The 25,509-nt window shown below is 72.4% G+C and carries 27 protein-coding genes and 1 pseudogene; 13 read left to right on the top strand and 15 right to left on the bottom strand.

Annotation, left to right across the window (positions count from 1 at the left end; all coding sequences use genetic code 11):
- Both M0638_RS25840 and M0638_RS25830 read right to left on the bottom strand, forming a co-directional pair.
- Window positions 1-1,086 (bottom strand): HlyD family secretion protein (locus M0638_RS25840; RefSeq protein WP_345893072.1); only part of this gene is annotated, 1,086 nt, incomplete at its 3' end.
- A gap of 277 nt (window positions 1,087-1,363) precedes the next feature.
- Entirely contained in the window at window positions 1,364-1,669 is a 306-nt protein-coding gene (locus tag M0638_RS25830; RefSeq protein WP_248669833.1) for a plasmid stabilization protein, read from the bottom strand.
- A gap of 40 nt (window positions 1,670-1,709) precedes the next feature.
- Here M0638_RS25830 and M0638_RS25825 point away from each other — a divergent pair, with 40 nt between their 5' ends.
- Window positions 1,710-1,931 (top strand): hypothetical protein, encoded by a 222-nt coding sequence (locus M0638_RS25825; RefSeq protein WP_248669832.1) that lies wholly within the window; start codon window positions 1,710-1,712, stop codon window positions 1,929-1,931.
- Here the strand turns inward: M0638_RS25825 and M0638_RS25820 are convergent.
- From M0638_RS25820 to M0638_RS25790, 7 genes are all read right to left on the bottom strand, one after another.
- Window positions 1,909-2,670 (bottom strand): LamB/YcsF family protein, encoded by a 762-nt coding sequence (locus tag M0638_RS25820; protein ID WP_248669831.1) that lies wholly within the window; start codon window positions 2,668-2,670, stop codon window positions 1,909-1,911. The two genes, M0638_RS25825 and M0638_RS25820, sit on opposite strands and share 23 nt — an antisense overlap.
- The gene (locus tag M0638_RS25815) at window positions 2,667-3,068 is read right to left on the bottom strand and encodes a hypothetical protein (protein ID WP_248669830.1); all 402 of its coding nucleotides are present in this window, start codon (window positions 3,066-3,068) and stop codon (window positions 2,667-2,669) included. Before M0638_RS25815 ends, M0638_RS25820 begins: the two co-directional genes overlap by 4 nt.
- Before the next feature lie 27 nt (window positions 3,069-3,095).
- Window positions 3,096-4,094 carry a 5-oxoprolinase subunit C family protein gene (locus tag M0638_RS25810; protein WP_248669829.1) on the bottom strand — a complete coding sequence of 333 codons (999 nt, stop codon included), beginning with the start codon at window positions 4,092-4,094 and terminating at the stop codon, window positions 3,096-3,098.
- Window positions 4,091-4,756: a 5-oxoprolinase subunit PxpB gene (gene pxpB / locus M0638_RS25805; protein WP_248669828.1), complete on the bottom strand. Its 666-nt coding sequence runs from the start codon at window positions 4,754-4,756 to the stop codon at window positions 4,091-4,093. The genes M0638_RS25810 and pxpB overlap by 4 nt, the downstream gene beginning before the upstream one ends.
- A complete protein-coding gene (gene accC, locus M0638_RS25800; protein ID WP_248669827.1) occupies window positions 4,749-6,101 on the bottom strand; it encodes an acetyl-CoA carboxylase biotin carboxylase subunit in 1,353 nt (450 codons plus the stop codon). The genes pxpB and accC overlap by 8 nt, the downstream gene beginning before the upstream one ends.
- Window positions 6,102-6,126: 25 nt before the next feature.
- Entirely contained in the window at window positions 6,127-6,630 is a 504-nt protein-coding gene (locus M0638_RS25795; RefSeq protein WP_248669826.1) for an acetyl-CoA carboxylase biotin carboxyl carrier protein, read from the bottom strand.
- A 97-nt stretch (window positions 6,631-6,727) separates the two neighbouring features.
- The gene (locus M0638_RS25790; RefSeq protein WP_248669825.1) at window positions 6,728-8,152 is read right to left on the bottom strand and encodes an MFS transporter; all 1,425 of its coding nucleotides are present in this window, start codon (window positions 8,150-8,152) and stop codon (window positions 6,728-6,730) included.
- Window positions 8,153-8,538: 386 nt separating this feature from the next.
- Between M0638_RS25790 and M0638_RS25785 the strand changes: the two genes are divergently transcribed.
- Both M0638_RS25785 and M0638_RS25780 read left to right on the top strand, forming a co-directional pair.
- Window positions 8,539-9,354: an amidohydrolase family protein gene (locus tag M0638_RS25785; protein ID WP_248669824.1), complete on the top strand. Its 816-nt coding sequence runs from the start codon at window positions 8,539-8,541 to the stop codon at window positions 9,352-9,354.
- Entirely contained in the window at window positions 9,354-10,364 is a 1,011-nt protein-coding gene (locus M0638_RS25780) for a Bug family tripartite tricarboxylate transporter substrate binding protein (RefSeq protein WP_248669823.1), read from the top strand. Before M0638_RS25785 ends, M0638_RS25780 begins: the two co-directional genes overlap by 1 nt.
- A gap of 246 nt (window positions 10,365-10,610) precedes the next feature.
- Here the strand turns inward: M0638_RS25780 and M0638_RS25775 are convergent, their stop codons facing one another.
- Window positions 10,611-11,513, bottom strand: a complete 903-nt coding sequence (locus tag M0638_RS25775; protein ID WP_248669822.1) for a LysR family transcriptional regulator — start codon at window positions 11,511-11,513, stop codon at window positions 10,611-10,613.
- Window positions 11,514-11,647: 134 nt separating this feature from the next.
- On the opposite strand from M0638_RS25775, the gene M0638_RS25770 reads away from it, so the two are divergent.
- The 7 genes from M0638_RS25770 to M0638_RS25740 all read left to right on the top strand — a co-directional run bounded on the left by M0638_RS25770 (window position 11,648) and on the right by M0638_RS25740 (window position 17,902).
- Complete coding sequence (locus M0638_RS25770; RefSeq protein ID WP_248669821.1) at window positions 11,648-12,319, top strand: RraA family protein; 672 nt, start codon at window positions 11,648-11,650, stop codon at window positions 12,317-12,319.
- A 29-nt stretch (window positions 12,320-12,348) separates the two neighbouring features.
- Window positions 12,349-13,557: an aminotransferase class I/II-fold pyridoxal phosphate-dependent enzyme gene (locus M0638_RS25765; protein ID WP_248669820.1), complete on the top strand. Its 1,209-nt coding sequence runs from the start codon at window positions 12,349-12,351 to the stop codon at window positions 13,555-13,557.
- A gap of 69 nt (window positions 13,558-13,626) precedes the next feature.
- Entirely contained in the window at window positions 13,627-14,433 is an 807-nt protein-coding gene (locus tag M0638_RS25760) for an ABC transporter substrate-binding protein (protein ID WP_248669819.1), read from the top strand.
- A gap of 29 nt (window positions 14,434-14,462) precedes the next feature.
- Window positions 14,463-15,161 carry an amino acid ABC transporter permease gene (locus M0638_RS25755; RefSeq protein WP_248669818.1) on the top strand — a complete coding sequence of 233 codons (699 nt, stop codon included), beginning with the start codon at window positions 14,463-14,465 and terminating at the stop codon, window positions 15,159-15,161.
- 2 nt (window positions 15,162-15,163) lie between these two features.
- A complete protein-coding gene (locus M0638_RS25750) occupies window positions 15,164-15,874 on the top strand; it encodes an amino acid ABC transporter permease (protein ID WP_248669817.1) in 711 nt (236 codons plus the stop codon).
- Entirely contained in the window at window positions 15,871-16,599 is a 729-nt protein-coding gene (locus tag M0638_RS25745) for an amino acid ABC transporter ATP-binding protein (protein WP_248669816.1), read from the top strand. Before M0638_RS25750 ends, M0638_RS25745 begins: the two co-directional genes overlap by 4 nt.
- A gap of 46 nt (window positions 16,600-16,645) precedes the next feature.
- Window positions 16,646-17,902, top strand: a complete 1,257-nt coding sequence (locus tag M0638_RS25740) for a Glu/Leu/Phe/Val family dehydrogenase (protein WP_248669815.1) — start codon at window positions 16,646-16,648, stop codon at window positions 17,900-17,902.
- A 32-nt stretch (window positions 17,903-17,934) separates the two neighbouring features.
- On the opposite strand, the pseudogene M0638_RS29335 reads toward M0638_RS25740, so the two are convergent.
- The 4 genes and pseudogenes from M0638_RS29335 to M0638_RS25720 form a co-directional block, all read right to left on the bottom strand.
- Window positions 17,935-18,189: pseudogene (locus M0638_RS29335) on the bottom strand (helix-turn-helix domain-containing protein); the annotation flags it as partial.
- A gap of 141 nt (window positions 18,190-18,330) precedes the next feature.
- Entirely contained in the window at window positions 18,331-19,086 is a 756-nt protein-coding gene (locus M0638_RS25730; protein ID WP_248669814.1) for a GntR family transcriptional regulator, read from the bottom strand.
- A 9-nt stretch (window positions 19,087-19,095) separates the two neighbouring features.
- Window positions 19,096-20,103: a 2-hydroxyacid dehydrogenase gene (locus M0638_RS25725; RefSeq protein WP_248669813.1), complete on the bottom strand. Its 1,008-nt coding sequence runs from the start codon at window positions 20,101-20,103 to the stop codon at window positions 19,096-19,098.
- Window positions 20,100-20,537 carry a VOC family protein gene (locus M0638_RS25720; RefSeq protein WP_248669812.1) on the bottom strand — a complete coding sequence of 146 codons (438 nt, stop codon included), beginning with the start codon at window positions 20,535-20,537 and terminating at the stop codon, window positions 20,100-20,102. Before M0638_RS25720 ends, M0638_RS25725 begins: the two co-directional genes overlap by 4 nt.
- Window positions 20,538-20,809: 272 nt before the next feature.
- Here M0638_RS25720 and M0638_RS25715 point away from each other — a divergent pair, with 272 nt between their 5' ends.
- The gene (locus tag M0638_RS25715; protein ID WP_248669811.1) at window positions 20,810-22,024 is read left to right on the top strand and encodes an FAD-dependent oxidoreductase; all 1,215 of its coding nucleotides are present in this window, start codon (window positions 20,810-20,812) and stop codon (window positions 22,022-22,024) included.
- A 142-nt stretch (window positions 22,025-22,166) separates the two neighbouring features.
- On the opposite strand, the gene M0638_RS25710 is transcribed toward M0638_RS25715, so the two are convergent.
- On the bottom strand, window positions 22,167-22,397 hold the full coding sequence (locus M0638_RS25710) for a DUF1289 domain-containing protein (protein ID WP_248669810.1): 231 nt from the start codon (window positions 22,395-22,397) through the stop codon (window positions 22,167-22,169).
- Between the two features lie 191 nt (window positions 22,398-22,588).
- Between M0638_RS25710 and tcuA the strand changes: the two genes are divergently transcribed.
- A complete protein-coding gene (gene tcuA, locus M0638_RS25705; protein WP_248669809.1) occupies window positions 22,589-24,130 on the top strand; it encodes an FAD-dependent tricarballylate dehydrogenase TcuA in 1,542 nt (513 codons plus the stop codon).
- 236 nt (window positions 24,131-24,366) lie between these two features.
- Entirely contained in the window at window positions 24,367-25,338 is a 972-nt protein-coding gene (locus M0638_RS25700; RefSeq protein ID WP_248669808.1) for a Bug family tripartite tricarboxylate transporter substrate binding protein, read from the top strand.
- Window positions 25,339-25,509: the final 171 nt, after the last annotated feature.

The raw sequence follows: 25,509 nt of genomic DNA, 5'->3' as shown, positions 1-25,509 counted from the left end.
GGCGTAATGTTCGCCCTCCGGCTCGCGCAGCACCACGCGGCCGCGGTTGAGCCCGAGCACCTCGGACAGCAGGTGCAGCATCTCGCGGATCGCGCGATCCGGCTCCAGGCTGGCGCCGACCTGCTTCATGATCTCCTGGAGCAGGAACATCTCCTGCTCACGCCAGGCGCTGACGCTCTCGCGCGTGGTGCGCAGGGCGCGCTGCTGGGTCATGACGGAACTCCCGGGGCCTGTCGCTGCCGAAGCCCGGGTGACGGTCGGTTTCGTCCCGGCACGGCGAATGCGCGCCATTCTCGACATTGTCAACATTTTGTTGGTGAGCGGCGCCGGCGCCACCCCGCCCGGCGACGCATCAGCACGGTGCAAGGCATTGGAAGAGGCGGACATTCGATTGTTTCGCGCGTGCCGGTCCGTTCCTGGCATGCCAGCTGCTGCAAATGGCGCGACAGCGGGAGAACACTCGATGGCGCGCCTCTTCCCCGATCCCTTCGCTGCCGATGCCGCGCTCGATGGCCTCTGCCCATACGGCCGGCATGCCGCCCCGCTCGCCTGCGACGCTACCGGCGCTGCGGGCATCGGCGATGCTGGTGCGCCGGCGTCGGAGGCGGCTGCCGCGCAGGCCGTGGACGCTGCCGTTGCGCGCGCGGTCCTGGGCCCGGACGCCACGCGGCGGGCGCGGCCGCGCAGCACCGCGCCGGGGAAGCTGTCGATGCGGATCTCCGCCGCCTGCCCCTCGCGCAGCCGCGCCACCTGGGTCTCGCGGAAATTGGCGATGACGTAGAGGCCGGGCCGCGGCACCAGCGCGATCACCTGCGTGCCGATGCCCACGTACTGGCCGGGGAACACCCGCCGCCGGCTGACCTGCCCGGCCACGGGTGCCGTGATGCGCGTGTAGCCGAGGTTGATCCGCGCGAGGTCGCGCGCCGCCTCCAGCGCCGCCTGCGCCTGGGCCAGCCCGGATTCCGCGACGTTGCGCGCGGCATCGGCCTGCTCCACGCGCTGCTCGATGCCGACGATGCCGCCGCGCAGCAGGCTCTCCTGGCGCCGGATCCCCGAGCTCCTCCCCAGGGCCGTCGTCGGGGCCACCTCCGGCGCTGCCCGTTCCACGGCGAGGGCGTCTGAATCCCGGGGCCGTCCCCTACGGGCTGCTTCGCACCCTCATCCACGATCCGCGCCGGCACCGTACCGAGCCGATGCTGCCGAAAGGTAGCGCCCCATGTCCGTCACCGAGCATCCGCTGCGAATCGACGTTCCGGTCAAGCCGCCCGAGGTCAAGGTCGTCTTCAGCATCGGGACCCTTGCCTTCGAGTGAGACCCGCCCGCCTCGCAGTTCCACCTTCAGCTCCTGAAAGGCGATATGTGCCTATCTCTCCGCATTCCGCTTGCGTGTCGCGGCCGCCTTCCTGGCCGACTCCGAGCGTTCCGCCGCCGTCCGGGAGGCAGAGGCTCGGCCCCCAGCCTCACCGCCCTTCCTGGCCGAGACGTGGGTATCCGGCTTGCCGCGGCCGGAGCCGCTCTTGTTGCCGCCGCCGGTTTCCTTGTTCACCGTCGCCCAGGCGCGGCGTTCCGCCTCCTCCTCGGGAACGCCGCGGCTCTCGTAGCTCTCCTCGATGTGTTCTGCCTGCCGCTTCTGCTTGTCCGTATAGGCCGACTTGTCGCCGCGAGGCATGGTTGCCTCCCATCTTGCTGCGTCAGCAGCAAATCGGATCTTGCTGCGTCAGCAGCAAATCGGACAGGGCATCTCGGTTCCCTGTCCTTTCCGACTGAACGTGATGCGCGAGGGCATCGAGATGGACCGGACACCGGGGCTGGAGCCGATCCAGCCTGACCGTATCAGGCCGGAACGCCTGGCTGATCCCTGGCGCGAACCCTGGCGCGAACCCTGGCGCGCCCCCTGGCGGATCCCTCTCAAAGCCTCGATAGAGGGGTGATCTCCGCACCCGCCTCCAGCACGGCGGCGCGGATCGTCTGGCCAAGCTGCACCGCGCCCGGCGTGTCGCTGTGCACCAGGATGGAGTCCACGGTCATCCGCAGCACCCCGCCATCAATGGTCTCCAGCGTGCCGTCACCCAGCAGCCGGGTGATCCGCTCCTGGATCCTGGCCGGGTCCTTCACCACCGAGCCCGGCACCGCGCGGGAGACCAGCAGGCCGCGCCGGTCGTAGGCGCGGTCGGCCAGGAAGGAGCGGACGACGCGGAGCCCGTGCCGCTCCGCCGCCTTCTCCGCCTCGGTGCCCGGCAGGGCCAGGAAGGTCAGGTCGCGGTCGAAGGTCCGGACGGCGCGCAGCAGCACCTCGGCCACCTCGGCGTCGACGAAGGAGAGATTGCCGAGGGCGCCGTGGAAATTGGCGTGCGTCAGCCGGTGGCCCGCCGCCTCCGCGATCGCCCGCAGCGCGCCGAGCTGGTAGAGCGTCATCAGCTCCAGCTCGCGCCGGTCGATGGTCATCGGCCGCCGGCCGAAGCCCTGGCGGTCGGCATAGCCGACATGGGCGCCGACATCCGCGCCGCGTTCCAGCGCGAGGCGGACGGTCCGGTCCATGATGACGGGATCGCCGGCATGGAAGCCGCAGGCGATGTTCGCCGAGGAGACCAGGGCGAGGATGCCGGCATCGTCGGCCGCGCCGTAGATGCCGAAGCCCTCGCCGAGATCCGAGTTGATGTCGATCTTCACGTGGCTTTCTCCACCTGCGGTTCGATCTCGAGGAGCCGGTCGCCATGGCCGACCAGCGTCCCGTCGGGAATGCCGGCGCCAAGCAGGATGCCGTCGATGGGCGCCCGCACCGCCAGCAGCAGCGGGCCGAGCCGGACATGGCCCAGGATCGCCCCGCCCGTGACGGCCGTGCCGGCGGCGGGCGCGTCCGGCGCGGCCTGGAAGACGCCCATGGCGGGCGAGGCGACCGCCACGGCGCGCGGCGGCGCGGGCGGGCTCGCCGCGACGGGTGAGGGCGTGGGCGCGGGCGGCAGGAGCCGGAGGCCGATGCGGCGTCCCCGCTCCTCGACCACCAGCTCGCCGATGCCGTGGGCCGCCGCGTAGCGCGCCAGCCCGGCGATGTCCTTCACCTCAACCATGTCCGCCTCCTGCCGGCCCGCACCGGGTCACGCCACCGCCCTCCTGGCCCGGTCCAGCCGGGCGAACAGCGCCTCGGCCGCCAGCGCCTGCCGGCGCAGCGCCGCGACGGCCGCCGCCCGCTCCACCAGCGCGAAGCGCAGCCGGCTGCCGAGCCGGGCCTGGCCGAGGCGCCAGAGATCCGCGCCGATCACCGCGCCGATCTTCGGGTAGCCGCCGCAGGTGTTGGCGTCGCTGAGCTGGATGACCGGCTGGCCGGAGGGCGGCACCTGGATGGTGCCGGGCAGGATGCCGTGCGAGAGCAGCTCGACCCGACGGGTGAGCGCCAGGGCCGGCCCGGCCAGCCGGTAGCCGACGCGGTTGCTGTCGGGCTGGATCGTCCACTCGGCCTCGACCAGATCCCGCCGTGCCGCCGCGTCGAACAGCCCGTACTCCGCCGCCGCGACGACGCGGATCGGCGCGTCCGCCGGGCCGCACAGCGCCGCCAGGCTCTCGGGCGCGAGGCCCCAGTCGCAGTGCGGCACGGCCCGGCCGGCGGCCCGCAGCGGCAGCCGGTCGCCCGGCCGCAGGGCGCGGCCCTCCCAGCCGCCGAAGCCGCCCTTGAGGTCCGTGCTCGCCGAGCCGAGGACGGGCGCGACGCGGAAGCCGCCGGCGACGGCCAGGTAGCTCCGCATGCCGCCGCGCGCGGCGCCGCCCTTCAGGACCTGCCCGGCCCGCGCGGTCATGCACCAGAGCGGCGGCAGGGCCAGCCCGTCCAGCGTCGCCCGGCAGTCGGCACCGGTGAGGGCGAACACCGCATCCGCGTGGAAGCGCAGCGCGAAGGCGCCGAGGGTGAACTCGATGCCGGCGATCCCCGCCTCGTTCCCGACCAGCCGGTTGGCGAGGGTCAGCGCCAGCGGGTCCATCGCGCCGGAACGCCCGACGCCCAGGGCGAGGCAGCCGTGGCGGCCGAGATCCTGCACCGAGGCCAGCGGCCCGGGCGAGAGGATCTCGATCGCGGCCTCCCCGTTCATGGCCTGCCCGGTCATGGCACGAGGCTCTCGATGGTGAAGCGGATGGTGTCGCCCGGGGCGAGCAGCGCCGGCGGGTCGCGATCGGGGTCGAAGAAAGGCAGGTCGGTGGTGCCGATCACGTGCCAGCCGGAGGGCGAGGTGCGCGAGATGACGCCCGTCTGCGCGCCGCCGATCACCACGGAGCCGCCCTCGACCCGCACCCGCGGCACGTCGCGGCGCGGCACGGCGAGGGCGGGGTCGAGCCCGGCGAGGTAGCCGAAGCCGGGCTGGCTGCCGAGGGCGTAGACGACGTAGCACCCGGCGCTGTGCCGCCGCACGACCTCGGCCGGCGCGAGCCCCGTCACGGCCGCGACATGGGCGAGGTCGTAGCCTCCCTCGCCGCCGTAGCGCACGGGGATCGTCACCTCCCTGCCCGCCACGGCGCGTCGGCCGGCCGTCGCCCAGCATTGCCGGATCGCCGCGACGGCCGCCTCGCCCTCGGCGTCCGGGTCGATCATCACGAGGAGGTTGTTCATCCCCGGCACCGCCTCCCGCGCGAAGGGCAGGCGGCGGACCGCCTCGGCCAGGGTCCAGAAGCGCTCCTGCAGGGCCGGCTCCAGCGGCGCGGGGTCGGACTGGCAGAGCACGGCGCCCTCGCCCAGCCAGCTCGTGTGGAGCGGGGGTACCGGCTCAGCCATTCGCGCGCTCCTTCAGCCAGTGCTCCAGGTGGTGGATGCCGACCCCGCCGCGGCGGAAGCCGGGCTCGTCGAGGATCGCCACGTGCAGCGGGATGTTGGTGGCGATGCCCTCGACGCGCGTCTCGGCCAGCGCGGCGCGCAGGCGCGCCATGGCCTCCTCCCGGTCGGCGCCGTGGGCGATCACCTTGGCGATCATCGAATCGTAGTAGGGGGGCACGGCATAGTCGCTCTCGACATGCGTCTCGACGCGGATCCCCGGGCCGCCGGGCGGCCGCCAGCGGGCGATCCGGCCCGGGCAGGGCCGGAAGGTGAAGGGGTCCTCGGCGTTGATGCGGCACTCGATGGCGTGGCCGACGCGCCGGATGTCGGCCTGGGTGAAGTCGAGCGGCAGGCCCGAGGCGATGCGCAGCTGCCAGGCGACGATGTCGATCCCGGTCACCATCTCGGTCACGGGATGCTCGACCTGCACCCGCGTGTTCATCTCGATGAAGTGGAAGGCGCCGTCCTCGTAGAGGAATTCGAAGGTGCCGGCGCCGCGGTAGCCGATCCCGACGCAGGCGGCGGCGCAGCGCGCGCCCACCGCCTCGATCAGGTCGCGGGGGATGCCCGGCGCCGGCGCCTCCTCCACCACCTTCTGGTGCCGCCGCTGCAGCGAGCAGTCGCGCTCGCCGAGCCAGACCGCGTTGCCGTGCGCGTCCGCCAGCACCTGGATCTCGACGTGGCGCGGCGCCTGGAGGAATTTCTCCATGTAGAGGGCGGGGTTGCCGAAGGCCCTGGCCGCTTCCTCCCGCGTCGTGGCGACGGCCTCGGCCAGCGCCCCGGGCGCGTGGACGATGCGCATGCCGCGGCCGCCGCCGCCGCCCGCCGCCTTGACGATGACGGGATAGCCGATCTCCTCGGCGATACGCCGGCAGGCGGCGTCGTCGGCGGGCAGGGCGCCGTCGCCGCCGGGCACGCAGGGCACCCCGGCGGCGCGCATCGCCCGCTTGGCGGCGATCTTGTCGCCCATCGTCTCGATGGCGGCGGCGGGCGGGCCGACGAAGACCAGGCCGGCCTGCTCCAGGGCGCGCGCGAAGCCGGCATTCTCGGAGAGGAAGCCGTAGCCCGGATGCACCGCGTCGGCGCCGGTCAGCTCGGCCGCCAGCAGCAGCCGGTCGATGCTCAGATAGCTGCGGCCGGCCGCCGCCGGGCCGATGCAGAGCGCGTGGTCCGCGGTCGCGACATAGGGGGCCTCGCGGTCGGCCTCGGAGAAGACCTGCACGGATTCGATGCCGAGCCGGCGGCAGGCCCGCTGGATTCGCAGCGCGATCTCGCCCCGGTTCGCGATCAGGACCCGCTTCAGCATGCCGTCCGCCCCACCGCCTGCCCCGTCATCGGCCATCGGCGCGTCCCCCGCCGATCTCGAAGAGCGGCGTGCCCTCCTCGACCATGTCGCCGTTCCCGGCGAGGATCCGCAGGATGGTGCCGTCCGCCGGCGCCTTGACCGGGGTCAGCATCTTCATCGCCTCGATGAGGCCGAGGGTCTGGCCCGCCGTCACGGTCGCCCCCGCCTCGACGAAGGCCGGCTCCTCCGGCCCGGCGCGCCGGTAGAAGACGCCCGGCAGCGGCGCCGTGCAGAGCCGTGGCGCCGCCGCGCCATCCGCCCCGGCCGGCGTGGCGGCGTCGGTGCCGGCGTCGGTGCCGGCGTCGGTGGTGGCGGCGGTGGTGACTGTGACCGGGGCCGGGACCGCCGGCTCGGGAGGCGGCGCCGCGCCGGGCTGCGCCGCGGATCGCTTGACGATGCGCAGGCTGGTCTCGCCCTCGCGGTATTCCAGCTCGGCGATGGGCGCCTCGCTCACCAGGGCGATCAGCCGCTTGATCTCGTCGATATCCATCGCGCACCTCGCAGGGACGTCGTGGCGGGCCGTGGCCCCCTGGGGGTTCCAGGGGGATGGTCGGAGGGCGGGGCGCGGCGGCCCGGCGGGAATCCGCTCAGGCGCGCGCCGCGCCGGTTGCCCCGTCGGCCGTCCCGTCGGCGCCCACCTCCTCCGCCTCGATCGCCTCCAGGCTCCGGCTGTTGGTCTCGACCGCCAGCAGGCCGATCGTCACGGCCTGGATGACCAGCAGGACGGCGACGCCGCTCACCACCGCCAGCATGCCGCCGGCCTGCACGAGGTACACGGAAACGAAGGGGATGCCGATCGAGGCGAGGCGCCCCGCCGTCACCGCCCAGCTCGTCAGGCGCATGCGCACCTGGGTCGGGAACAGCTCCGGCAGGTAGCCGGCCTGGATCACCGAGACGAGGAAGTAGACCAGGCTGAACATGACGAAGCCGAGCGCCGTCGCCACCGCCTGCGAGTCCACCAGGGCGAAGCACGGGCCGATGACGGCGGCGAGCAGCGAGCCGCCGATGATCGCCGGCTTGCGCCCGATGCGGTCGCTCAGCAGGTAGGCGAGGATGGCGCCGGCCGGGCCGCCCAGCGTCATCAGCACCGACTGGCCGAGCGACTGGTTGATCGGGATCCCCTGCCGGGCGAGGAAGGTGGGCAGCAGGGCGATGAAGCCATAGATGGCGGCGCTCTGCACGATCTGCGTGACCGCGCCGATCGCGAGCGGCCGGCGGAAGCGCGGATCGAGCGGGCCGATCCCGGCGGCCCCAGGGCTGACGGAGGGAGGGCTGGCGGAGGAAGGGCTGGCGGCGAGAGGGCTGGCGGCGGGCTGCGGCGTGGCGAGGGCGGTTGCCGGCGCCTCGGCCTCGATCCGGGTCACGATGGCGTCGGCCTCGGCCTGCCGGCCGTTCCTCTCCAGCCAGCGCGGCGATTCCGGGATGTTCTTGCGGGCGATGAAGACGATCAGCCCGCCGATGCCCGCGACGACGAACATGGCGCGCCAGCCCAGGGCCGGGATGACGATCCAGCTCATCAGCGTGGCGGCGAACAGGCCGAACTGCGCGATGCAGGAGAGCAGCGCCGCCCAGCGGCCACGCCAGGCCGGGGGCACGAACTCGCTGAGCAGGCCGTAGCCGATGACCAGCTCGGCGCCGAGGCCGATGCCGGTCAGGAAGCGCGCCCCGATCAGCAGCTCCATGTTCGGCATCACCGCGCAGAGCAGCGAGGAGAGGCCGAAGACGAGGAGGTTGAACTGGTAGGTGAACTTGCGCCCGTAGCGGTCGCCGAGCAGCCCCGCCATCAGCGAGCCGATCAGCATGCCGAAGGCCGTGGCGGAGAGGAAGGCGGCGTTCTTCCCGACGGTCGACCAGCCGCTCTGGACGATCGCGCCGAGGACCGAGTTGGCGAGGTAGATGTCGAAGGCGTCGAAGAAGAGCCCGGCGCCCACCAGCATCAGGATCTTCCGGTGGAACGGCAGGATGGGCAGCCGGTCGAGGCGTTCCGAGACCGAAGCGGATTGCGTGACCATCGTGATCTTCCCTCGCGTCATCGGGGCGTCATCAGTGGCCAGTTCATTCAGTATTAAAAGAGATTTATCATCATCGTTCAGCAACGCTTTCAGGAATGATTCGGGACGCCTCCCTTTCCGGTGGGTCATGCCCGAGTCTCCGGGATCGTGTCGCGTCCCATCGCCGGAAGCGATAGGAGAACCGGAATATTCCTCCCTTGCCTTTCCCGCCGGGGATGGATCAGAGGGGTCGGAAAGGCCGGCGTGCCGGGGCCACGCCGCCAGCCCGGTCGGAAGCGACCCGACCGGCAGGTACCGCCCCCACCAGGAGAGCGTCCCTGCTGCCGCATTCCGGCGCCTCGCGCCCGCCCAGGTTCCAGGCCCCCGCCGGCGCCACCGACTGCCACATGCATGTCTTCGACCCCCGGGTCCCGGCGGTGCCGGGCGCGCCGGTTCGGCATGGCGCCGCCACGGTGGCGGAGTACCGGCGCGTGCAGCGGGCGCTCGGCACGACTCGCTGCGTCGTGGTGCAGCCATCCCTGTACGGCCTCGACAACACGGCCACCCTGGCGGCGCTGGCCGACTTCGGCGAGGCGGCCCGGGCCGTGGTCGTGATCGATCCGGCGACGCCGGAGGCGGCGCTGGCGCGGCTGCACGGTCTCGGCGTCCGCGGGGTGCGGATCAACCTGGTGCAGGCCGGCGCCCTCACCTGGGCGCAGGCGCGGGCGCTGGCGCCCCGGCTCGCGGCCCTCGGCTGGCACCTGCAATTCCACCTGACGCCGGAGGCGCTCCTCGCCGCCGGGGATGCCCTGGCGGACATGCCCTGCCGCGTCGTGCTCGACCATCTGGCCCGGCTGACCGACGCGCCGGCCCATCGCGAGGCGCTGACGGCGGTGCGGCGCCTGCTCGATGGCGGGCGTTGCTGGGTCAAGCTCTCGGCGCCCTATCTCGTCTCGCGGGCGGGACCGCCCGGCTTCGGCGACGTGCTGGGCGTGGCCCGCACCCTGGCGGCGGCCGCGCCCGAGCGGATGCTTTGGGCCAGCGACTGGCCCCACGCGACCGAGCCGCGCAAGCCCGACGACGCTGCCCTGCTCGACCTCCTGCCGGCCTGGTGCCCGGAACCCGGGATGCCCGCCCGCGTGCTCGTGGCCAATCCGGCCGAACTCTACGGCTTCCCGGTCGCCGACGACCGGCCCGCCGCCCCTGCCATGGAACCTCGCTGATGCCGGACCATCCCGCCCGCCTCCTCCTGCGCTCCCGCCTCTCGCGCCGTGGCCTGCTGGCCGGCGGGGCCGGTCTCGCCGCCGCCCTGCCCGTCGGCGCGGCCTCGGCGCAGGGCGCCGACTGGCCGAAGCGCCCGGTGCGCGTCATCGTCGGCTGGCCGCCGGGCGGGACGGCCGACCTGGTGGCGCGGCTGCTGTTCGCGGACGTGTCGAAGCGGCTCGGCCAGCCCTTCGTGATCGAGAACCGCGCCGGCGCCACCGGCATGATCGGCGCCGGCGCCGTGGCGGCGGCCGCCCCCGACGGCTACACCGTCCTCTACGGCTCGACGCCGCTGGCGACCTCCATCCTGTTCCCGCAGATGACCTTCGACCCGCAGCAGGACCTGCTGCCGGTCTTCCGCTCGATCCGCGTGCCGCAGCTCATGCTGCTGCACCCCTCGGTCACGGCCGGCTCCGTGCCGGAGCTGATCGCGCAGCTCAAGGCGCGGCGGGAGCCGATGGAGTGGGCCTCCGCCGGCAGCGGCTCGGTGCAGCACCTGGCGCTGGAGCTCTTCGCCCGGCAGGCGGGCGTCCGCGTGAACCACATCCCCTATCGCGGCGGCGCGCCGGCGACCAACGACCTGATCGCCGGCGTGGTGAGCGGCTATCTCGGCAACGCCGACACCGCGATCGCCTTCGTGAAGAGCGGCAGCGTCCGCGCGCTCTGCCACACCGGCAGCGGCCGGCTGGCCTCGCTGCCGGACCTGCCGCCGCTGTCGGACACGCTGCCGGGTTTCGAGACCTACGAGTGGAACGGCGTCTTCCTGCCGGCACGGACTCCGGCCCCGATCGCCGAGACGCTCAACCGCGCCCTGAACGAGGCCATCGACGATCCGGGCGTGGTGGAGAAGCTGCGATCGGCCGAGCTGCGGGCCGAGCACAACAGCCCCGCCGAGTTCGCCGGCTTCTTCAACGCGCAGTGCACCCGCTGGCACGCCTTCATCCGCGAGGCGAACATCCGGCTCGACTGATGCCGGCGGCCCGGCGCGCCGGCACATGCCGGGGCTCTGCCCCGGCCCCGCGAAAGGGCCAAGGCCCCTTCGAGACCCCCATTCCGCAAGGATCCGTCATCTTTCTTGCGGAACGGGAGCCGAGGGCTCTGCCCCCGGCGGCGGGTGCATGGGGGTGGAGCCTCCCTGCCGGGGTCCGGTGGCGGAGCCCCGAGGGCCGGTCGATCAGGACCGTCGGCATGCGGCCGGCCGCGGCACCCGCCCCGATCAGGCCCAGCGGATGGGGTTCGCGAACTCGCAGGTCGCCCTGGCGATGGTCGCCAGGGAATCGACGACGTTGGCGGACTCGTCGCCACGGAACATCATCGCGTAGGTGACGGCGGGCAGCGGCGGATCGGTCGAGATGACCCAGAGCTTGCCCTGCTCGACCAGCCCGCCGAAGCAGGCTTCCGGCAGGTAGCTGACCCCCACCGCGGCCAGCGTCATGCCGACCATGGCGATCAGGCTGTTGCTGGTGAGCAGGCGCGGCAATTCGATGCCGTTCTCCTCCAGCCACTTGCCGAAGACCAGGCCCGAGCCGGAACGCTGCCCCTGCGTCAGGATGTTGAAGCGGGCCAGCTCACGCAGCGGCAGCAGGCGCCGGTCGTGGAACAGCTCCGGGCTGCACATCCAGGCATTCTGCACATTGGCCAGCGGCACGCGCCGGAAGCCCGGCGTCCAGAAGGTGTCCGGCACGATGATGAAGTCGAGGCTGCCCTTCCGCAGCGATTCGAACAGGTCGGCGCTCATCTCGACCTCCGGCTCCAGCACGATGCGCGGATAGGAGGCGCGCAGCTCGCTGACGAAGGCCGGCAGCCAGGTCATGGCGGTCAGCTCCGTCACGCCGAAGCGCAGATGCCGCAGCGCGACGGCCCGCCCCGTCCCGACGGCGAGGATGCGGTCGCGCACCGCCAGCAGCTCCTCGGCGAGCGTCATGATCGCCTCGCCCTTCACCGTGAGCCGGGAGCTGCGCTGCGTCCGGTCGAAGACCGGCGTCCGCAATTCCGCCTCCAACTCCTGCACCCGCTTCGAGATCGCCGACTGGGTGGTGTGCAGGCGCTCCGCCGCCTTCTCGAAGCTGCCGAGCGCCACGATCCAGCGCAATGCCTCGAGCTGCTTGATGGTGGGCATGAGCGGGCTGCTTCCTCCACGGGACGGCACCACGGATCGCGGACATTCCTTATAGGAATGATTTTTGATTAAATCAAATCGTTTTATTCAAGAAGCCCGTCGTGGCATCCCTGGGGTACCGGAGGTGCTGACCAATGCCAGCCACGACCATCTTCCAGCCGATCCTGCCGCCCACCTTGTCACCGGCCGACGTGGCCGCGCTCCGCGCGCTCGCCACGCCGCTGCTCAGCGACAACATGGACCGGCTCGTCGGCGCGACCGGCCTCAACCGGTACCACCGCCAGGGAATGCTGGTGGGCACGGCGCTGACCGTGCGCACGCGCCCGGGCGACAATCTCGGCATGTACCAGGCCATGGCGCTGATGCGGCCGGGCCACGTGCTGGTCGTCGACGCGGGCGGCGACCTGAACAACGCCCTCTGCGGCGACCTGATGCGCGCCTACGCCGTCTCGCGCGGCTGCGCCGGCTTCGTCATCGACGGCGCCATCCGCGACGTCGCGAGCTTCGCCGGCGGCGACTTCCCCTGCTACGCGCGCGGCGTCGTGCATCGCGGCCCGTACAAGTCGGGACCCGCCTTCCTGAACGTGCCGGTCAGCATCGGCGGCCAGGCGGTGAACCCGGGCGACATCGTGGTGGGCGACGAGGACGGCCTCGTCTTCATCGCGCCCGACCGCCTCGCCGCCGTGATCGCCGCCGCCCAGGCGAAGCTGCGCGCCGAGCAGGCCATCATGGCCGAGATCGAGGGCGGCGCCGAGCGGCAGGGCTGGCTGCACGGCGTGCTCGACCAGATGGGCATCCGGGTCTGAGCGCCGGACCAGGGAACGGACAAGACATCATGACCGAGATCGCCATCGCCCGCCGCCCGGCGGCCATCAAGCCCTCGCCCAGCATGGCCGCGCGCGCCCTGGTGCTGCAGCTACGCGCCGAGGGTCGCGACATCGTCGACTTCACCCTGGGCGAGCCGGACTTCGACACCCCCGCCCACATCACCGAGGCCGCCTTCGCCGCGGCGCGCCGGGGCGAGACGCGCTACACCGCCCCGGCCGGCACGAAGGCGCTGCGCGACGCCATCGCCGCCAAGTTCGCCCGCGAGAACGGGCTCGACGTGCCGGCGGACCGCGTCGTCGTCGGCAGCGGCGCCAAGCAGCTCATCGCCACCGCCTTCGCCGCTACCATCGACGATGGCGACGAGGTGATCGTGCCGGCGCCCTACTGGGTCTCCTACCCCGACATGGCGGTGATGAACGGCGGCGTGCCGGTCTTCGTCGACTGCGCCGAGACCAACGGCTTCAAGTTGACTCCGGCGCAACTGCGCGGCGCCATCACGCCGCGCACGAAGTGGCTGGTACTGAACTCGCCCAACAACCCGAGCGGCGCGGTCTACTCGCGCGCCGAGATGGCGGCGCTCGCCGCCGTGCTCGCCGACCACCCGCAGGTGCTGGTGATGACGGACGAGATCTACGAGCACTTCATCTACGACGGCGCCACCATGGATTCCTTCGCCGCCGTGGCGCCGGCGCTGGCCGACCGCACCCTGACGATCAACGGCGTGTCCAAGGCCTATGCCATGACCGGCTGGCGCATCGGCTACGCCACCGGCCCGGCGGCGCTGGTGCGCACCATCGTCAACCTGATCTCGCAGAGCACCTCCTGCCCCTCGGCGGTGAGCCAGGCCGCCGCCGTGGCGGCGCTGACCGGCGAGCAGGGCATGGTGCGGGAGGCCAACGCCCTCTTCCAGGCGCGGCGCGACCGCATCGTGGCGCTGCTGAACGAGATCCCCGGCATCACCTGCCGCACGCCGGGCGGCGCCTTCTACGTCTACCCGAATGTCGGCGGCCTGCTCGGCCGGCGCGCGCCGGACGGCACGGTGCTGCGCAGCGACGCCGATGTCGGGCTGTTCCTGCTGCGCGAGGCCGGCGTCGCCGTGGTCGACGGCAGCTCCTACGGCCTCAGTCCCTACATCCGCATCTCCTTCGCCACCTCGATGGACGTGATCGAGGAAGGCTGCGCGCGCATCCGCCGCGCCTGCGAGAGCCTCGCCTGAACGGCGGCGGGTCCCGTCGCGGACGGGGCCCGCCGCGCTGCCACCCATCCCACCCGAAGGAACCGCACCATGAGACTCGCCGCCCTGGCGTTGACCGCCCTGCTTGCCCTCGGCACGACGGCCGCGCGTGCCGACCAGCTGGATGAGATCCGCCAGCGCGGCACGCTGGTCTGCGCCACGCTCGGCACGGCCGAGCCCTTCAGCTTCCAGGACCCCGCGACCCGGCAGACCATCGGCTACGACGTCGATTTCTGCCGACGCATCGCCGAGCATCTCGGCGTGCGGCTGGAGCTGAAGCTGCTGGCGGTGGAGGCCCGCATCCCCGAGCTCTCGCAGGGCCGGGTGGACGTGGTGGCGGCCAATCTCGGCTACACGCCGGAGCGGGCGCAGCAGATCGACTACAGCTACTTCTACTACATCGGCCAGCAGAAGCTGCTGGCGCGCGCCGGCGACACGCTGCGCGTCGCCGGCGACGTGGCCGGCCGGCGCGTCAGCACCATCAAGGGCTCCACCTCGGAGCTGGCGGTGCGCGAGAGCGTGCCCACCGCCCAGACGGTGACCTTCCAGGACGCGCCCTCGGCCTTCCTGGCGCTGCAGCAGCGCCGCGTGGTCGCCTTCGCCGCCTCCGAGATCATGCTGGTCCGCTTCCGCGCCCAGGTGCCGGAGGGGACGCTGACCATCCTCGAACCCTCGCTGATGCGCGAGCCCTGGGGCATCGGCGTGCGGCGTGGCGAGGCGCGGCTGCTCGCGGCCGTCAACGAGGCGCTGACGGGGATGGAGCAGTCGGGCGAGGCCGCCGCGATCTTCGAGCGCTGGCTCGGCGCCGGCTCCGCCTACCGCATGACCCGCGAATTCCGCATCGAGCCGCGCAACTGAACCCGCCCTAGCCCGGCGAAGGAGGGATCATGGGCCATCTACTCGACAGCCTCAGCATCGTATCGGCCGATGGCGGTACCTGGGTCTGGATGGGGCTCGCGACGACGCTCGCCCTGACCCTCTTCGCCGGGGCCATCGCCTTCGGCCTCGGCACGCTGCTCGCCGTCATCCGCGTGGCGGGGGGACGCGGCGTCGAAGGCGCCGTCGCCGCCTATGTCGAGTTCCAGCGCAACGTGCCGATGCTGGTGCACATCCTGTTCTGGTACTTCGGCATCGCCGCGCTGCTGCCGGACTCGGTGGCAGACTGGATCAACGAGCGCGGCAGCGAGTTCGTCTTCGCCGGCCTCGCCATCGGCCTCTGCATGGCCGCCTACGTTTCCGAGGACCTGCGCAGCGGCCTGCGTGCGGTCCAGAAGGGGCAGTACGAGGCGGCGCAGTCGCTCGGCATGACCTACCCCGACATGATGCGCCGGATCGTCATGCCGCAGGTGTTCCGGGTCGCGGCGCCGGGCCTCGTGAACCAGGCGCTGCTGCTGTTCAAGAACACCAGCCTCGCCATGGCCATCGGCGTGGCCGAGCTGACCTACCGGACGCGCGAGATCGAGAGCCTGACCTTCCGCACCTTCGCCGCCTTCGGCGTCGCGACCGCGGTCTACCTCGCCGTCTCCTTCGTCATCATGGGCGCCGGCGCGATGATCGGCCGCCGCCTCGATTTCCTGCGGCGGTGACCATGCTCGACATCCTGCGCGACAACTGGCTGCTGCTGCTGATCGGGCAGTACCCGAACGGCCCGCTCGGCGGGCTGGCGATGACCCTGATCCTGGCGGTCTGCGCCATCGCCGCCGCCTTCGTCCTCGGCACGCTGATCGCCCTGGCGCGCACCAGCGGGATCGCCCTGCTGTACTGGCCGGCCACTGCGCTGGTCTACGTGGTGCGCGGCCTGCCGCCGGTCATGGCGGTGTTCTGGGCCTACTTCGCCCTGCCGGTGCTGATCGGCCGGCCGATCCCCGGCTTCTGGACGCTGCTCACGGCGTTGATCCTCTACGAGAGCACCTATCTCTCGGAGATCATCCGCGCCGGCATCCAGTCGCTGCCGAAGGGCCAGGTCGAGGCGGCGAAGGCGCTCGGCTTCGGCTACGGCCGCATCACATGCGACATCGTGCTGCCGCAGGTCTACCACACCATGCTGCCGAGCATGGTCAGCCAGTTCGTCTCCACCATCAAGGAGACCTCGCTCGGCTACATCATCGCGGTGCAGGAGCTGACCTTCGCCGCGAACCAGATCAACAGCCAGCTGCTGACCCGGCCGTTCGAGGTCTTCCTGATCCTGGCGGTGATCTACTTCCTGGTCTGCTTCACCCTCACCTCGGCCGCGCGCTTCCTGGAGCGCCGCGTCGCGAGGCAGCGCAACGCCCCGGCCCTGAAGGTGCAACCGGCATGATCACGCTCCACAAGGTCAACAAGTGGTACGGCCAGTACCACGCCCTGAAGTCGGTCAGCGCGGAGGTCGCGCCCGGTTCGGTGGTCGTCGTCTGCGGCCCCTCCGGCTCGGGCAAGTCGACGCTGATCCGCACGATCAACCGGCTGGAGCCGATCGGCGATGGCCAGATCCTGGTGAACGGCGACGACGTCCACGCCGCGAAGGGGCGGGAGATCAACCGGATCCGCAGCCACATCGGCTTCGTCTTCCAGCAGTTCAACCTGTTCCCGCATCTCAGCGTGCTCGACAACGTGGCGATCGCGCCGGTCCGCATCCTCGGCCTGTCCTGGCACGAGGCCCGGGAGCGGGCCCGCGCGCTGCTCACCCGCGTCGGCCTCGCGCAGCGCATCGACCGCTACCCGCACCACCTCTCGGGCGGCCAGCAGCAGCGCGTCGCCATCGCCCGGGCGCTCGCCATGAAGCCGCCGGTGATGCTGTTCGACGAGCCCACCTCGGCGCTCGATCCCGAGATGGTCGGCGAGGTGCTGCAGGTGATGCAGTCGCTGGCGGCGGAAGGCATGACGATGATCTGCGTCACCCACGAGATGGGCTTCGCGCGCGAGGTGGCGAGCGAGGTCTGGTTCATGGATCACGGCGAGATCATCGAGACCGGCAGCCCCGCCGAATTCTTCTCCGCGCCGCGCTCCGAGCGCGCCCGGAAATTCCTCGCCGAGATCCGGCACTGAGCCGCCGCCCCGGCAACGACGCGCAAATCGACCCAGAGGTCACCGCATGTCCACCTATTCCGGTCCCGTCTTCGACATGGCACGCAGCCAGTTCGAGACCATCGCCGACCACATCGGCATCCCGCAGCACGAGCGCCCGCGCATCCTGCTGCCGAAGCGGGCCATCACCGTCGCCTGCCCGATCCACCGCGACGACGGCAGCATCGCCGTGTTCGAGGGCTACCGCGTCCAGCACCACCTGACCTTCGGCCCGACCAAGGGCGGCACGCGCTACGCCGCCAATGTCGATCTCGGCGAGGTCGCGGCGCTGGCGATCTGGATGAGCTGGAAATGCGCCCTGGCCGGCCTGCCCTACGGCGGTGCCAAGGGCGGCATCGCGGTCGATCCGCATTCCCTGTCGCGGCGCGAGCTGGAGGCGCTCTCGCGCCGCTACATGCAGGAGATGATCCCCTTCGTGGGGCCACAGACCGACGTGCCGGCGCCGGACATGGGCACCAACGAGCAGGTCATGGCCTGGTTCATGGACACCTACTCCATGTACCAGGGCCAGGCGGTGCCCGAAGTGGTGACCGGCAAGCCGGTCGCGGTGGGCGGGACGGTCGGCCGGCGCGAGGCGACCGGCCGCGGCGTCGCGCATCTCGTCGGGCGGGCGATGGAGCGGATCGGCCTCGACCCGCGCGGCGCCACCGCCATCGTCCAGGGCTACGGCAATGTCGGCTCGGTCTCCGCGCTGACTCTGGCCGAGATGGGCGTGCGTATCCTCGGCGTCAGCGACCACACCGCCTGCTACCACGATCCGCGCGGCCTCGACCTCGCGGCGATCGAGCGGCACGTGGCGGCGCACGGGTCGCTCGCGGGCTTCTCCACCGAGCTGGCCTTCGATCCGAAGGAATTGCTGGTGCAGCCCTGCGACGTGCTGGTCCCGGCGGCGGTCGAGCGGGTGATCGACGCCGACGTCGCGCGGCGCCTGCGCTGCCGTATCCTGGCCGAGGGCGCGAACGGTCCCACCACGCCGGAGGCAGACCGCGTGCTGGCGGAGCGCGACGAGATCTTCGTGCTGCCGGACATCCTCTGCAACTCCGGTGGCGTGATCGTCAGCTACTTCGAGTGGGTGCAGGACATCCAGCGGCTGTTCTGGGAGGAGGACGAGGTCAAGCGCCGGGCCAACCAGATCCTCGACCGCGCCTTCCACCAGGTGCAGGAGCGCGTCCAGCGCGAGCGCATCCCGCAGCGCATGGCGGCGATGGCGATCGGCGTCGAGAAGGTCCTCGACGGCAAGCGGCGTCGCGGGCTGTTTCCGTGATGGAGACCGCCCGGAAGCTGGGGGTGCTATGAGCGGCGGGCAACCTCCCGAACACCCAGACCTTGCGACCGCAGCAGCGCGATCTCCTCCTGCCCCGCCAGGCTGAGATAGCGCCCGGCGGCTGGCTTCGATGATCGCGACAGGTACGACGGCGCCACGCAGCCAGCTTCGCGGAACCAACGGTACCCGACCGGCTGCGATATCCCGACCTCCACTGCCGCGTCCTCGCTCGACAAGTTCTCGGCCACCAACGCCCGGAACCGCCGCCGGTCCTCCTGTCGCGCTAGAGCATTTTCAAGCTGAGCGTCCTCGCTCAGCGGCTCGGAAAATGCGAAAAATCAAAAGGCTGGAGCCGTTCCGGCCTGATACAGTCAGGCTGGATCGGCTCTAACCCCCACCCGCTCCGAGCGGCCCGCACACCGGTCTCGTCAGACGGGCAACAGCGTCCCGGCCTGCTCCGGCTGCTGTGCGTCCCGCGCGGCGGTCGCCGAGGCGGCCGTCTCGCCGGCCGTGCCTCCCGCCTCTCTCGCCACCGCGAGCCGCATGCGCCGCAGCACGTTGACGCTGAGACGGGCATTGTGCTGGCGCATCGCCTCGTAGGCGCGGTCGGCGTCGCTGGCCAGGATCGCGTCCAGGATCGCGGCATGCTCGGCGAGGGAGCGGGTGAAGCGGTCCGCGTCGTCGTCCTGGGCGCGGCGGTAGGCGGAGAGACGCTCGCGAAGCTGCGACACCATGCGAGCCATGGCACGGTTGCGCACGCCGTTGCAGATCGCCTCGTGGAACAGGGTGTTGAGCTGCCAGTACCCGACGAGGTCGCCGCCCCGCACGACGGCCTCGCTCTGCTCGTGGATCTGGCGCAGCTCGCTCTTCTCGATGGCTCCCATGCGCAGCGCCGAGAGGCGGGCGCAGAGGCCCTCCATCTCGCATTCCGCGTCGAGGAGCTGCGCCACCTCGTCGGGCCCGATCCGCGCCACCACGAAGCCGCGGCGCGGCTGCCCCTCGACCAGCCCGCGCGCCGCGAGGTCGCGCAGCGCCTCCCGCACCGGGGTACGGGAGACCTCGAACTCGTCCGCGAGGATCTGCTCCTCGAGCTTCTGCCCGGAAGGGCGCAGGCCGCGGATGATCTCGTCGGCCAGCAGCTGGTAGATGCGGTTGGCCGTGGTGGTGGCGGTGTGCTCGGACATGGTGCGGTCCTATCCTCCGGCGCCGCGCCCGGGCAACACCGCATCCGGCGCCGGCCGGCCGGCCAGCACCGCCGTCACGTTGGCGACCAGCGTCCCGATCTGGCGCCGCTCCGCCGCCGGGGAGCGGCCGGCCATGTGCGGGGTGATCACCAGCCGGGGCTGGGCCAGCAGCGCCGGCGGCACCACCGGCTCGCCCTCGACCACGTCCAGCGCGGCGCCCGCGATGGTGCCCGCGGCCAGCGCCGCCACCAGCGCCGCCGTGTCCACCACCGAGCCGCGGGCGATGTTCACCAGGAAGCCTTCCGGCCCCAGCGCCGCGAGCACCTCGGCGTTCACGAGGTGGCGCGTCGCCGGGCCGCCGGGGCAGGCGGCGACCAGGAAGTCGCTCTCCCGCGCCAGCGCCGTGAGCGAGGGCTCGTGTCGCCATGGCTGGTCCGGCCGGGGGCGGCGCGTGTGGTAGCCGACGCTCATGCCGAAGGCGGCCCCGCGCCGGGCGATGCCCTCGCCGATCGCGCCGAGGCCGATCACCCCGAGCCGCGCCCCGTCGAGCGTCGGCCGCACCGCGCGCAACTCGGCCCAGCCGCCGGCGCGCACGCCCCGGTCGGCCGCGACGATGCCGCGCGCCACGGCCAGCATCAGCCCCAGCGCATGGTCCGCCACGGTCGCGGCGTTGGCGCCCGGCGCGTTGGTGACGACGATACCGCGCCGCGCCGCCGCGTCGAGATCGACGTTCTCGTGCCCCGCGCCGAAGCAGGCGATCAGGCGCAGCGCCGGCATGGCGGCCATGGCGGCGTCCGAGAGGCCGGTGGAGCCGTTGGTGACGACCACCACGGCGCGCGGGTCCGTCGCCGTGCCGGCGGGCAGCAGCGTGACGAGCGCGCCGAGCGCCGCCACCGCCGCCGGCCGCAGCGGGATGGTCGCCAGGGCGAAGGGCAGGCCGGAGGAAGGGTTGGCGGGAGGGGCGGAGGCGGGAACGGGCGCGTCCGCCCCGCCCGCCGCGCCGGCGGCCGCCGTCAAGCGGTGGCTTCCGCGGCCTTGGCCGGCGCCTCGGCCGGGACGACCTCCTTCACCGCGCCGCGCCAGCCGCTCTCGGTCATGTCGAAGACGATGCCCTCCGGGGTGGTGTACTTCACCTCGTAGAACACGTTGGGGTCCTTCTCCTTGCGGCCGGTCTTGTAGGCGCCGCCGGCCGCCTCGACCGCGGCGCCGGACTTCTCCAGTTCGTCCACCCAGACGCCGAAATGGATCAGCCCGGTGTAGCCCGGCTGGTCCTCGAAGCCGGGCACCGGCTCGTCGCCGAAGTTCAGCAGCGCCACGTTGATGATGCCGTCCGTCATGTAGACGCCGCGCATGGCGCGGCCGGCGCGCTTCAGGCCGAGCGCCTGCTCGAAGAACTGCGCCGCCTTCTCCGGATCGGGCACGGACAGGGCGATGTGTCGGATCTTGGCCATGGGTGTCCTCGTCGGGCTGCGGGTCGTGGCAGGAAGGCCGCGTCACCGGCCGGCGCCCGAGGGGCGCGCCACACGGTGCCGATGCCGGCAAGGCTAGCGGCTCGGCCGCCTAGCTGTCCAGCCATAAGTATACATGAAGCCGTTCATGTACTCTTGATGGTCGTGTTGTGGCCATGTTAAGCGGCTTGCGTCACCGGACGGGCCTGCCTTCGTGGCCGACAAGCGACGGGGTGGGGGAGCGCCGGTCGGAACCCGAACGGAAGGGGCTGGGCATGCGCCAGTCGCGCGTACTGATCGTCGGAGCGGGCCCGGTCGGCATGGTCTGCGCCCTGGCGCTGCACCGGCAGGGCGTCCCGGTCACCGTGTTCGAGCAGGAGGCGGCGCCGGTGAAGGACCAGCGCGCCGCCTCGCTGCACCCCTCCACCCTGGCGCTGCTGGACGAGCTGGGCGTGGCCGAGGACATCATCCCGCGCGGCCTGATCTCCGCCGTGTACCGCTTCCACGACCGCGTCACCGGCCGGGTGGTGGCCGAGTTCGATCTCGGCCGCCTCGCCGACGAGCTGGAATTCCCCTTCGTGCTGCAGTACGAGCAGTACAAGCTGACCGCCGACATCGCCCGCCACTATGCCACCACCCCGGATTTCGACGTGCGCTTCGGTCACCGCGTCGCCGTCATCGAGCAGGAAGCCGACGGCGTCGCGCTGACAGTGGAAGGGCCGGACGGCCCGCAGCGCCATGCCGGCGCCTGGCTGGTCGGCACCGATGGCGGCCGCAGCACGGTGCGACGCGCCGCCGGCATCGCCTTCGAGGGCTTCACCTATCCCGAGCGCTTCGTGAAGATCGCCACGCCCTTCGACCTCGGCGCGGCGAACCCGGACTACGCCTACCGCAACTACGTCTCGGACCCCGAGGAGTGGTGCAACCTGTTCAAGGTGCGCGGCGAGGACGGCGTGCCGCTCTGGCGCTGCATCTTCCCCACCGGCCCGGAGGAGAGCGAGGCGGAGGCGGTCTCGCCCGAGCGCGTCGAGGCGCGACTGCAGAAGCTCCATCCGCAGGCCCGCCGCTACGAGGTCGCCTACTGCGCCGCCTACGGGGTGAACCAGCGCGTGGCCGCGACCTTCCGGCAGGGCCGCATCCTGCTCGCCGGCGATTCCGCCCACGTGAACAACCCGATCGGCGGCATGGGCATGAATGGCGGCATCCAGGACGCGATGAACCTGGCCGGCAAGCTGGCGCCGGTGCTGCGCGGCGAGGCGGACGAATCGCTGCTCGACCGCTACTCCCGCCAGCGCCGGCACGCCGCCATCGCCTTCGTGCAGGCGCAGACCATCGCCAACAAGAAGATGATGGAGGAGCGCGATCCGGCGCTGCGCCGCGCCCGCTTCGACGAGCTGCGCCGTGTCGCCGAGGACCAGGACGCGTCGCGTGCCTTCATGCGGCGCGCCGCGATGGTGGAGAGCCTGCGCGAGGCCGCGCTGGTCGACTGAGCCGTCCGGCGCCGGCGACACGTGCCGCGCCTCGCCTTTCCCGACCCCGCCATCGCGACCCGTCGGGGTGCCGCCTCGTTCCCGCCGACCGTCCCCGGCGCCACCGGCGCCTCGGTCCGCCGCCGACCCGCCCCCCCGCCGCTCAGCCCTCGTACCGCGTCGCGTCGCGGCGTATGGCGCGGCGTGACGCGGCCCGGGCGCGGATGGCGCGGCGCTCGGCCGCGTCCGCCTTCGGCCAAGCGGCGACCTCGTCGATGGTGCGGCCGCAGCCCAGGCAGACCTCCGCATCGTCCGGACGGCAATGGCCGACGCAGGGGGACGGCACCGGGACGGCGTCGCCCGCCGCCGGGCGTGCTTCCTCAGGCTCGATCATGGTTGCACAAACAATATGCTGATTGCCGCGTTCCGGGCAAATTGGCGGTGCCCTGCCGGATGGTTGCGCATTTGCTCGGCATTTTCTTCCTTGAGTACACGGATGGCCCCCACGCATACTCAGTTGCGTTCAGGCACGCCGGCAAGGGCAGGCGTGCCGTTGCTGGCAGTCGCGGGAATCGGCGGGCGGGGATGGCGGACGGGTTCGATCTCATCGTCGTGGGCGGCGGCAATGCGGCCCTGTGCGCGGCGATCGCCGGGGCCGAGGCCGGGGCCCGCGTGCTGGTGCTGGAACGCGCGCCCGAGGCGGAGAGCGGCGGCAACAGCCGCTTCACCGGCGGCACCATCCGCTTCGCCTATGACGGGCTGGAGGACCTGCTGCCGCTGGCCGAGATCATGCCCGAGGAGCGCCGGCGCACCGATTTCGGCGCCTATCCCGAGGCGCAATTCTTCGACGACATGGCCCGCGTCACGCAGAACCGCACCGATCCCGACCTCTGCGAGACCCTGGTGCGGCAGAGCCGCTCCACCATGCGCTGGCTGCGCGCGCAGGGCGTGCGCTTCCAGCCGATCTACGGCCGCCAGACCTACACGGCCGAGGACGGCACGCAGCGCTTCTGGGGCGGGCTGGTGCTGGAGAGCTGGGGCGGCGGCCCCGGGCTGGTGGCGGCGCTGACGGCGCGCTGCCGCCGGCTCGGCGTCGAGATCCGCTACGCCACCCGCGCCCTCGGCCTGCTCATGGACGGCGCGACGGTGCGCGGCGTCGAGGTGCAGGGGAAGCCCGGAAGTTCCGGCGGCCGCGCCGCCATCCCCGCCGCCGCCGTGGTGCTCGCCACCGGCGGCTTCCAGGCAAACACCGAGATGCGCGCGCGCTATCTCGGCCCTGGCTGGGACCTCGCCACGGTGCGCGGCTCCCGCTTCAACACCGGCGACGGCATCCGCATGGCGCTGGCCGCCGGCGCCGCGTCGCACGGCCACTGGAGCGGCTGCCACGCCGTGCAGTGGGATTTCAGCGCGCCGCCCTTCGGCGACCTCGCCGTGGGCGACCAGTTCCAGAAGCACAGCTACCCCTACGGCGTGCTGGTGAACGCCGAGGGGCGGCGCTTCCTCGACGAGGGCGCCGACCTGCGCCTGTTCACCTACGCGAAGTACGGCAGGCGGGTGCTGGAGCAGCCCGGCGGCTTCGCCTGGCAGGTCTTCGACGCCGCCGTCGCGCCGCTGCTGCGCGACGAGTACCGCATCCGCCAGGTGACGCGCGTGCGCGCCGACAGCCTGGAGGAACTGGCCGGGAAGCTGGAGGGCGTGGACGCCGCGGGCTTCCTCGCCGAGATCGGCGCCTACAACGCCGCCGTGCGCAGCGACATCCCCTTCCGCCCCGGCGAGAAGGACGGCCGCCGCACCGAGGGGCTGGCCATCCCCAAGAGCAACTGGGCCAACCCGATCTCGACGCCGCCCTTCGAGGCCTACCAGGTCGGCTGCGGCATCAGCTTCACCTTCGGCGGGCTGCGCATCGATGCCGGCGGCCGGGTGCTGGACGAGCTGGGCGCGCCCATCCCCGGCCTCTACGCCGCCGGCGAGCTGGTCGGCGGGCTGTTCTACTTCAACTACCCCGCCGGCAGCGGGCTGATGGCCGGGGCGGTGTTCGGCCGCCTCGCCGGCACCAGCGCCGCCGCCCGACGCAACGCCCCGCGCGGCGGGGCGGCCGACGCGCCGCCCGCCGTCATGTCGGCCTGACCGCACACGGCACGGCCGCTCCCCATCCCAGGGGGGCCGCCGCCCGATGCATCGAAACGCGACGACGTCATCGAGACCGACCGGGGAGAGGTCGGCCAGGTGGGGTCGGCCAAATGGAGTCGGCCAAGTGGGGTCGGCCAGGGAGGACGACGGACCAACCCCGGCCACGCCGGGAGCCCACCCCGGGCCGCCCGCGCGGCCCGGATCCAACCGACAGGTCGTAAGGAGCCCTCCCCATGCTGAACCGGCGGCAGCTCATCCTCGGCGCCAGCACGCTGCTCGGCGGCACCGCGCTCGGCGCCCCCGCCCTGCGGGCGCAGCCCTGGCCGCAGCGCAACGTGTCGCTGATCGTGCCCTTCGCCCCGGGCGGCGTCACCGACATCATGGCGCGCCTGGCCGCCGAGCGGCTGAGCGACGGCCTCGGCAAGCCCGTGGTGGTGGAGAACCTTTCGGGCGGCTCCGGCGCCATCGCGGCCGAGCGCGCGCTGCGTGGCCGGGGGGACGGCAGCACCCTGTTCTTCGCCACCATCACCCAGCTCTGCGTCCTGCCCTTCCTCCAGCGCATCCCCTACGACCCGGCGGATTTCGCCCCGGTCGCGGCGGTGTTCAGCACGCCCTTCCTCGTCACCGTGCGCGCCGACAGCCCGTACGGGGATTTCGCCGCGCTGCTCGCCGCCGCGCGGCGGGCGCCGGGGAAGATCACCTACGGCTCGGCCGGCCAGGGCAGCCTGTCGCACCTCGCCAGCGCGCTGATCGCGCAGCGCGGCGGGCTCGACATGGTGCACGTGCCCTACCGGGGCGAGGCGCCGGCCTTCGCCGACCTGCTGGCCGGCACGGTGGACTTCATCACCGGCAGCCCGGTCCAGGTGCTGCCGGCCGTCCAGGCCGGGCAGCTGCGCATCCTGGCCACCACCGGCGCGACCCGCGCCAGGCAGGCGCCCCAGGCGCCGGTCGTGGCCGAGACCTTCCCGGGCTACGCCGCCGCGACCTGGAACGGCGTGACGGTGGCGCGCGGCGCCCCGGTCGATATCGACCGCATGTCGAACATCCTGCGCGCCGCGGCGCGCGACCCCGCCTTCGTCGCGCAGCTTGCCCGCCAGGGCGTGGATCCGGTCGATCTCAGCCCCGAGGCGTTCGGCCAGCTCATCGCCGCGGATACCGACCGCTGGCGCGAGACCATCGGCCAGCTCGGCCTCTCCGTGGGCTAGAGCAAAGCGCGGGTTAGTCGGGACAGCTGTAGCCGGCATGGCGAAAGAAGCCGGCGGCATCCTGGGCGGTGATGGTGTCGAGGGCGGGGCCGAGGGCCTGATGCAGGGCCTCGGCGGTGCGCATGAGCCTGCGTAATCCGGTCGATCGTGATCGGTGGATCCGTTTGATCG

Source organism: Roseomonas acroporae, from assembly GCF_023223525.1.
GTDB lineage: Bacteria > Pseudomonadota > Alphaproteobacteria > Acetobacterales > Acetobacteraceae > Roseomonas_E > Roseomonas_E acroporae.
This window is presented reverse-complemented; position numbering and strand designations above follow the sequence as displayed.

Coding starts and splice junctions, on each gene's coding strand:
- M0638_RS25830 (WP_248669833.1), bottom strand. CDS start 1,669: ATGCCTCGCGGCGACAAGTCGGCCTATACGGACAAGCAGAAGCGGCAG.
- M0638_RS25815 (WP_248669830.1), bottom strand. CDS start 3,068: ATGGTTGAGGTGAAGGACATCGCCGGGCTGGCGCGCTACGCGGCGGCC.
- M0638_RS25810 (WP_248669829.1), bottom strand. CDS start 4,094: ATGACCGGGCAGGCCATGAACGGGGAGGCCGCGATCGAGATCCTCTCG.
- pxpB (WP_248669828.1), bottom strand. CDS start 4,756: ATGGCTGAGCCGGTACCCCCGCTCCACACGAGCTGGCTGGGCGAGGGC.
- accC (WP_248669827.1), bottom strand. CDS start 6,101: ATGCTGAAGCGGGTCCTGATCGCGAACCGGGGCGAGATCGCGCTGCGA.
- M0638_RS25795 (WP_248669826.1), bottom strand. CDS start 6,630: ATGGATATCGACGAGATCAAGCGGCTGATCGCCCTGGTGAGCGAGGCG.
- M0638_RS25790 (WP_248669825.1), bottom strand. CDS start 8,152: ATGGTCACGCAATCCGCTTCGGTCTCGGAACGCCTCGACCGGCTGCCC.
- M0638_RS25785 (WP_248669824.1), top strand. CDS start 8,539: ATGCATGTCTTCGACCCCCGGGTCCCGGCGGTGCCGGGCGCGCCGGTT.
- M0638_RS25780 (WP_248669823.1), top strand. CDS start 9,354: ATGCCGGACCATCCCGCCCGCCTCCTCCTGCGCTCCCGCCTCTCGCGC.
- M0638_RS25775 (WP_248669822.1), bottom strand. CDS start 11,513: ATGCCCACCATCAAGCAGCTCGAGGCATTGCGCTGGATCGTGGCGCTC.
- M0638_RS25770 (WP_248669821.1), top strand. CDS start 11,648: ATGCCAGCCACGACCATCTTCCAGCCGATCCTGCCGCCCACCTTGTCA.
- M0638_RS25765 (WP_248669820.1), top strand. CDS start 12,349: ATGACCGAGATCGCCATCGCCCGCCGCCCGGCGGCCATCAAGCCCTCG.
- M0638_RS25760 (WP_248669819.1), top strand. CDS start 13,627: ATGAGACTCGCCGCCCTGGCGTTGACCGCCCTGCTTGCCCTCGGCACG.
- M0638_RS25755 (WP_248669818.1), top strand. CDS start 14,463: ATGGGCCATCTACTCGACAGCCTCAGCATCGTATCGGCCGATGGCGGT.
- M0638_RS25750 (WP_248669817.1), top strand. CDS start 15,164: ATGCTCGACATCCTGCGCGACAACTGGCTGCTGCTGCTGATCGGGCAG.
- M0638_RS25745 (WP_248669816.1), top strand. CDS start 15,871: ATGATCACGCTCCACAAGGTCAACAAGTGGTACGGCCAGTACCACGCC.
- M0638_RS25740 (WP_248669815.1), top strand. CDS start 16,646: ATGTCCACCTATTCCGGTCCCGTCTTCGACATGGCACGCAGCCAGTTC.
- M0638_RS25730 (WP_248669814.1), bottom strand. CDS start 19,086: ATGTCCGAGCACACCGCCACCACCACGGCCAACCGCATCTACCAGCTG.
- M0638_RS25720 (WP_248669812.1), bottom strand. CDS start 20,537: ATGGCCAAGATCCGACACATCGCCCTGTCCGTGCCCGATCCGGAGAAG.
- M0638_RS25715 (WP_248669811.1), top strand. CDS start 20,810: ATGCGCCAGTCGCGCGTACTGATCGTCGGAGCGGGCCCGGTCGGCATG.
- M0638_RS25710 (WP_248669810.1), bottom strand. CDS start 22,397: ATGATCGAGCCTGAGGAAGCACGCCCGGCGGCGGGCGACGCCGTCCCG.
- tcuA (WP_248669809.1), top strand. CDS start 22,589: ATGGCGGACGGGTTCGATCTCATCGTCGTGGGCGGCGGCAATGCGGCC.
- M0638_RS25700 (WP_248669808.1), top strand. CDS start 24,367: ATGCTGAACCGGCGGCAGCTCATCCTCGGCGCCAGCACGCTGCTCGGC.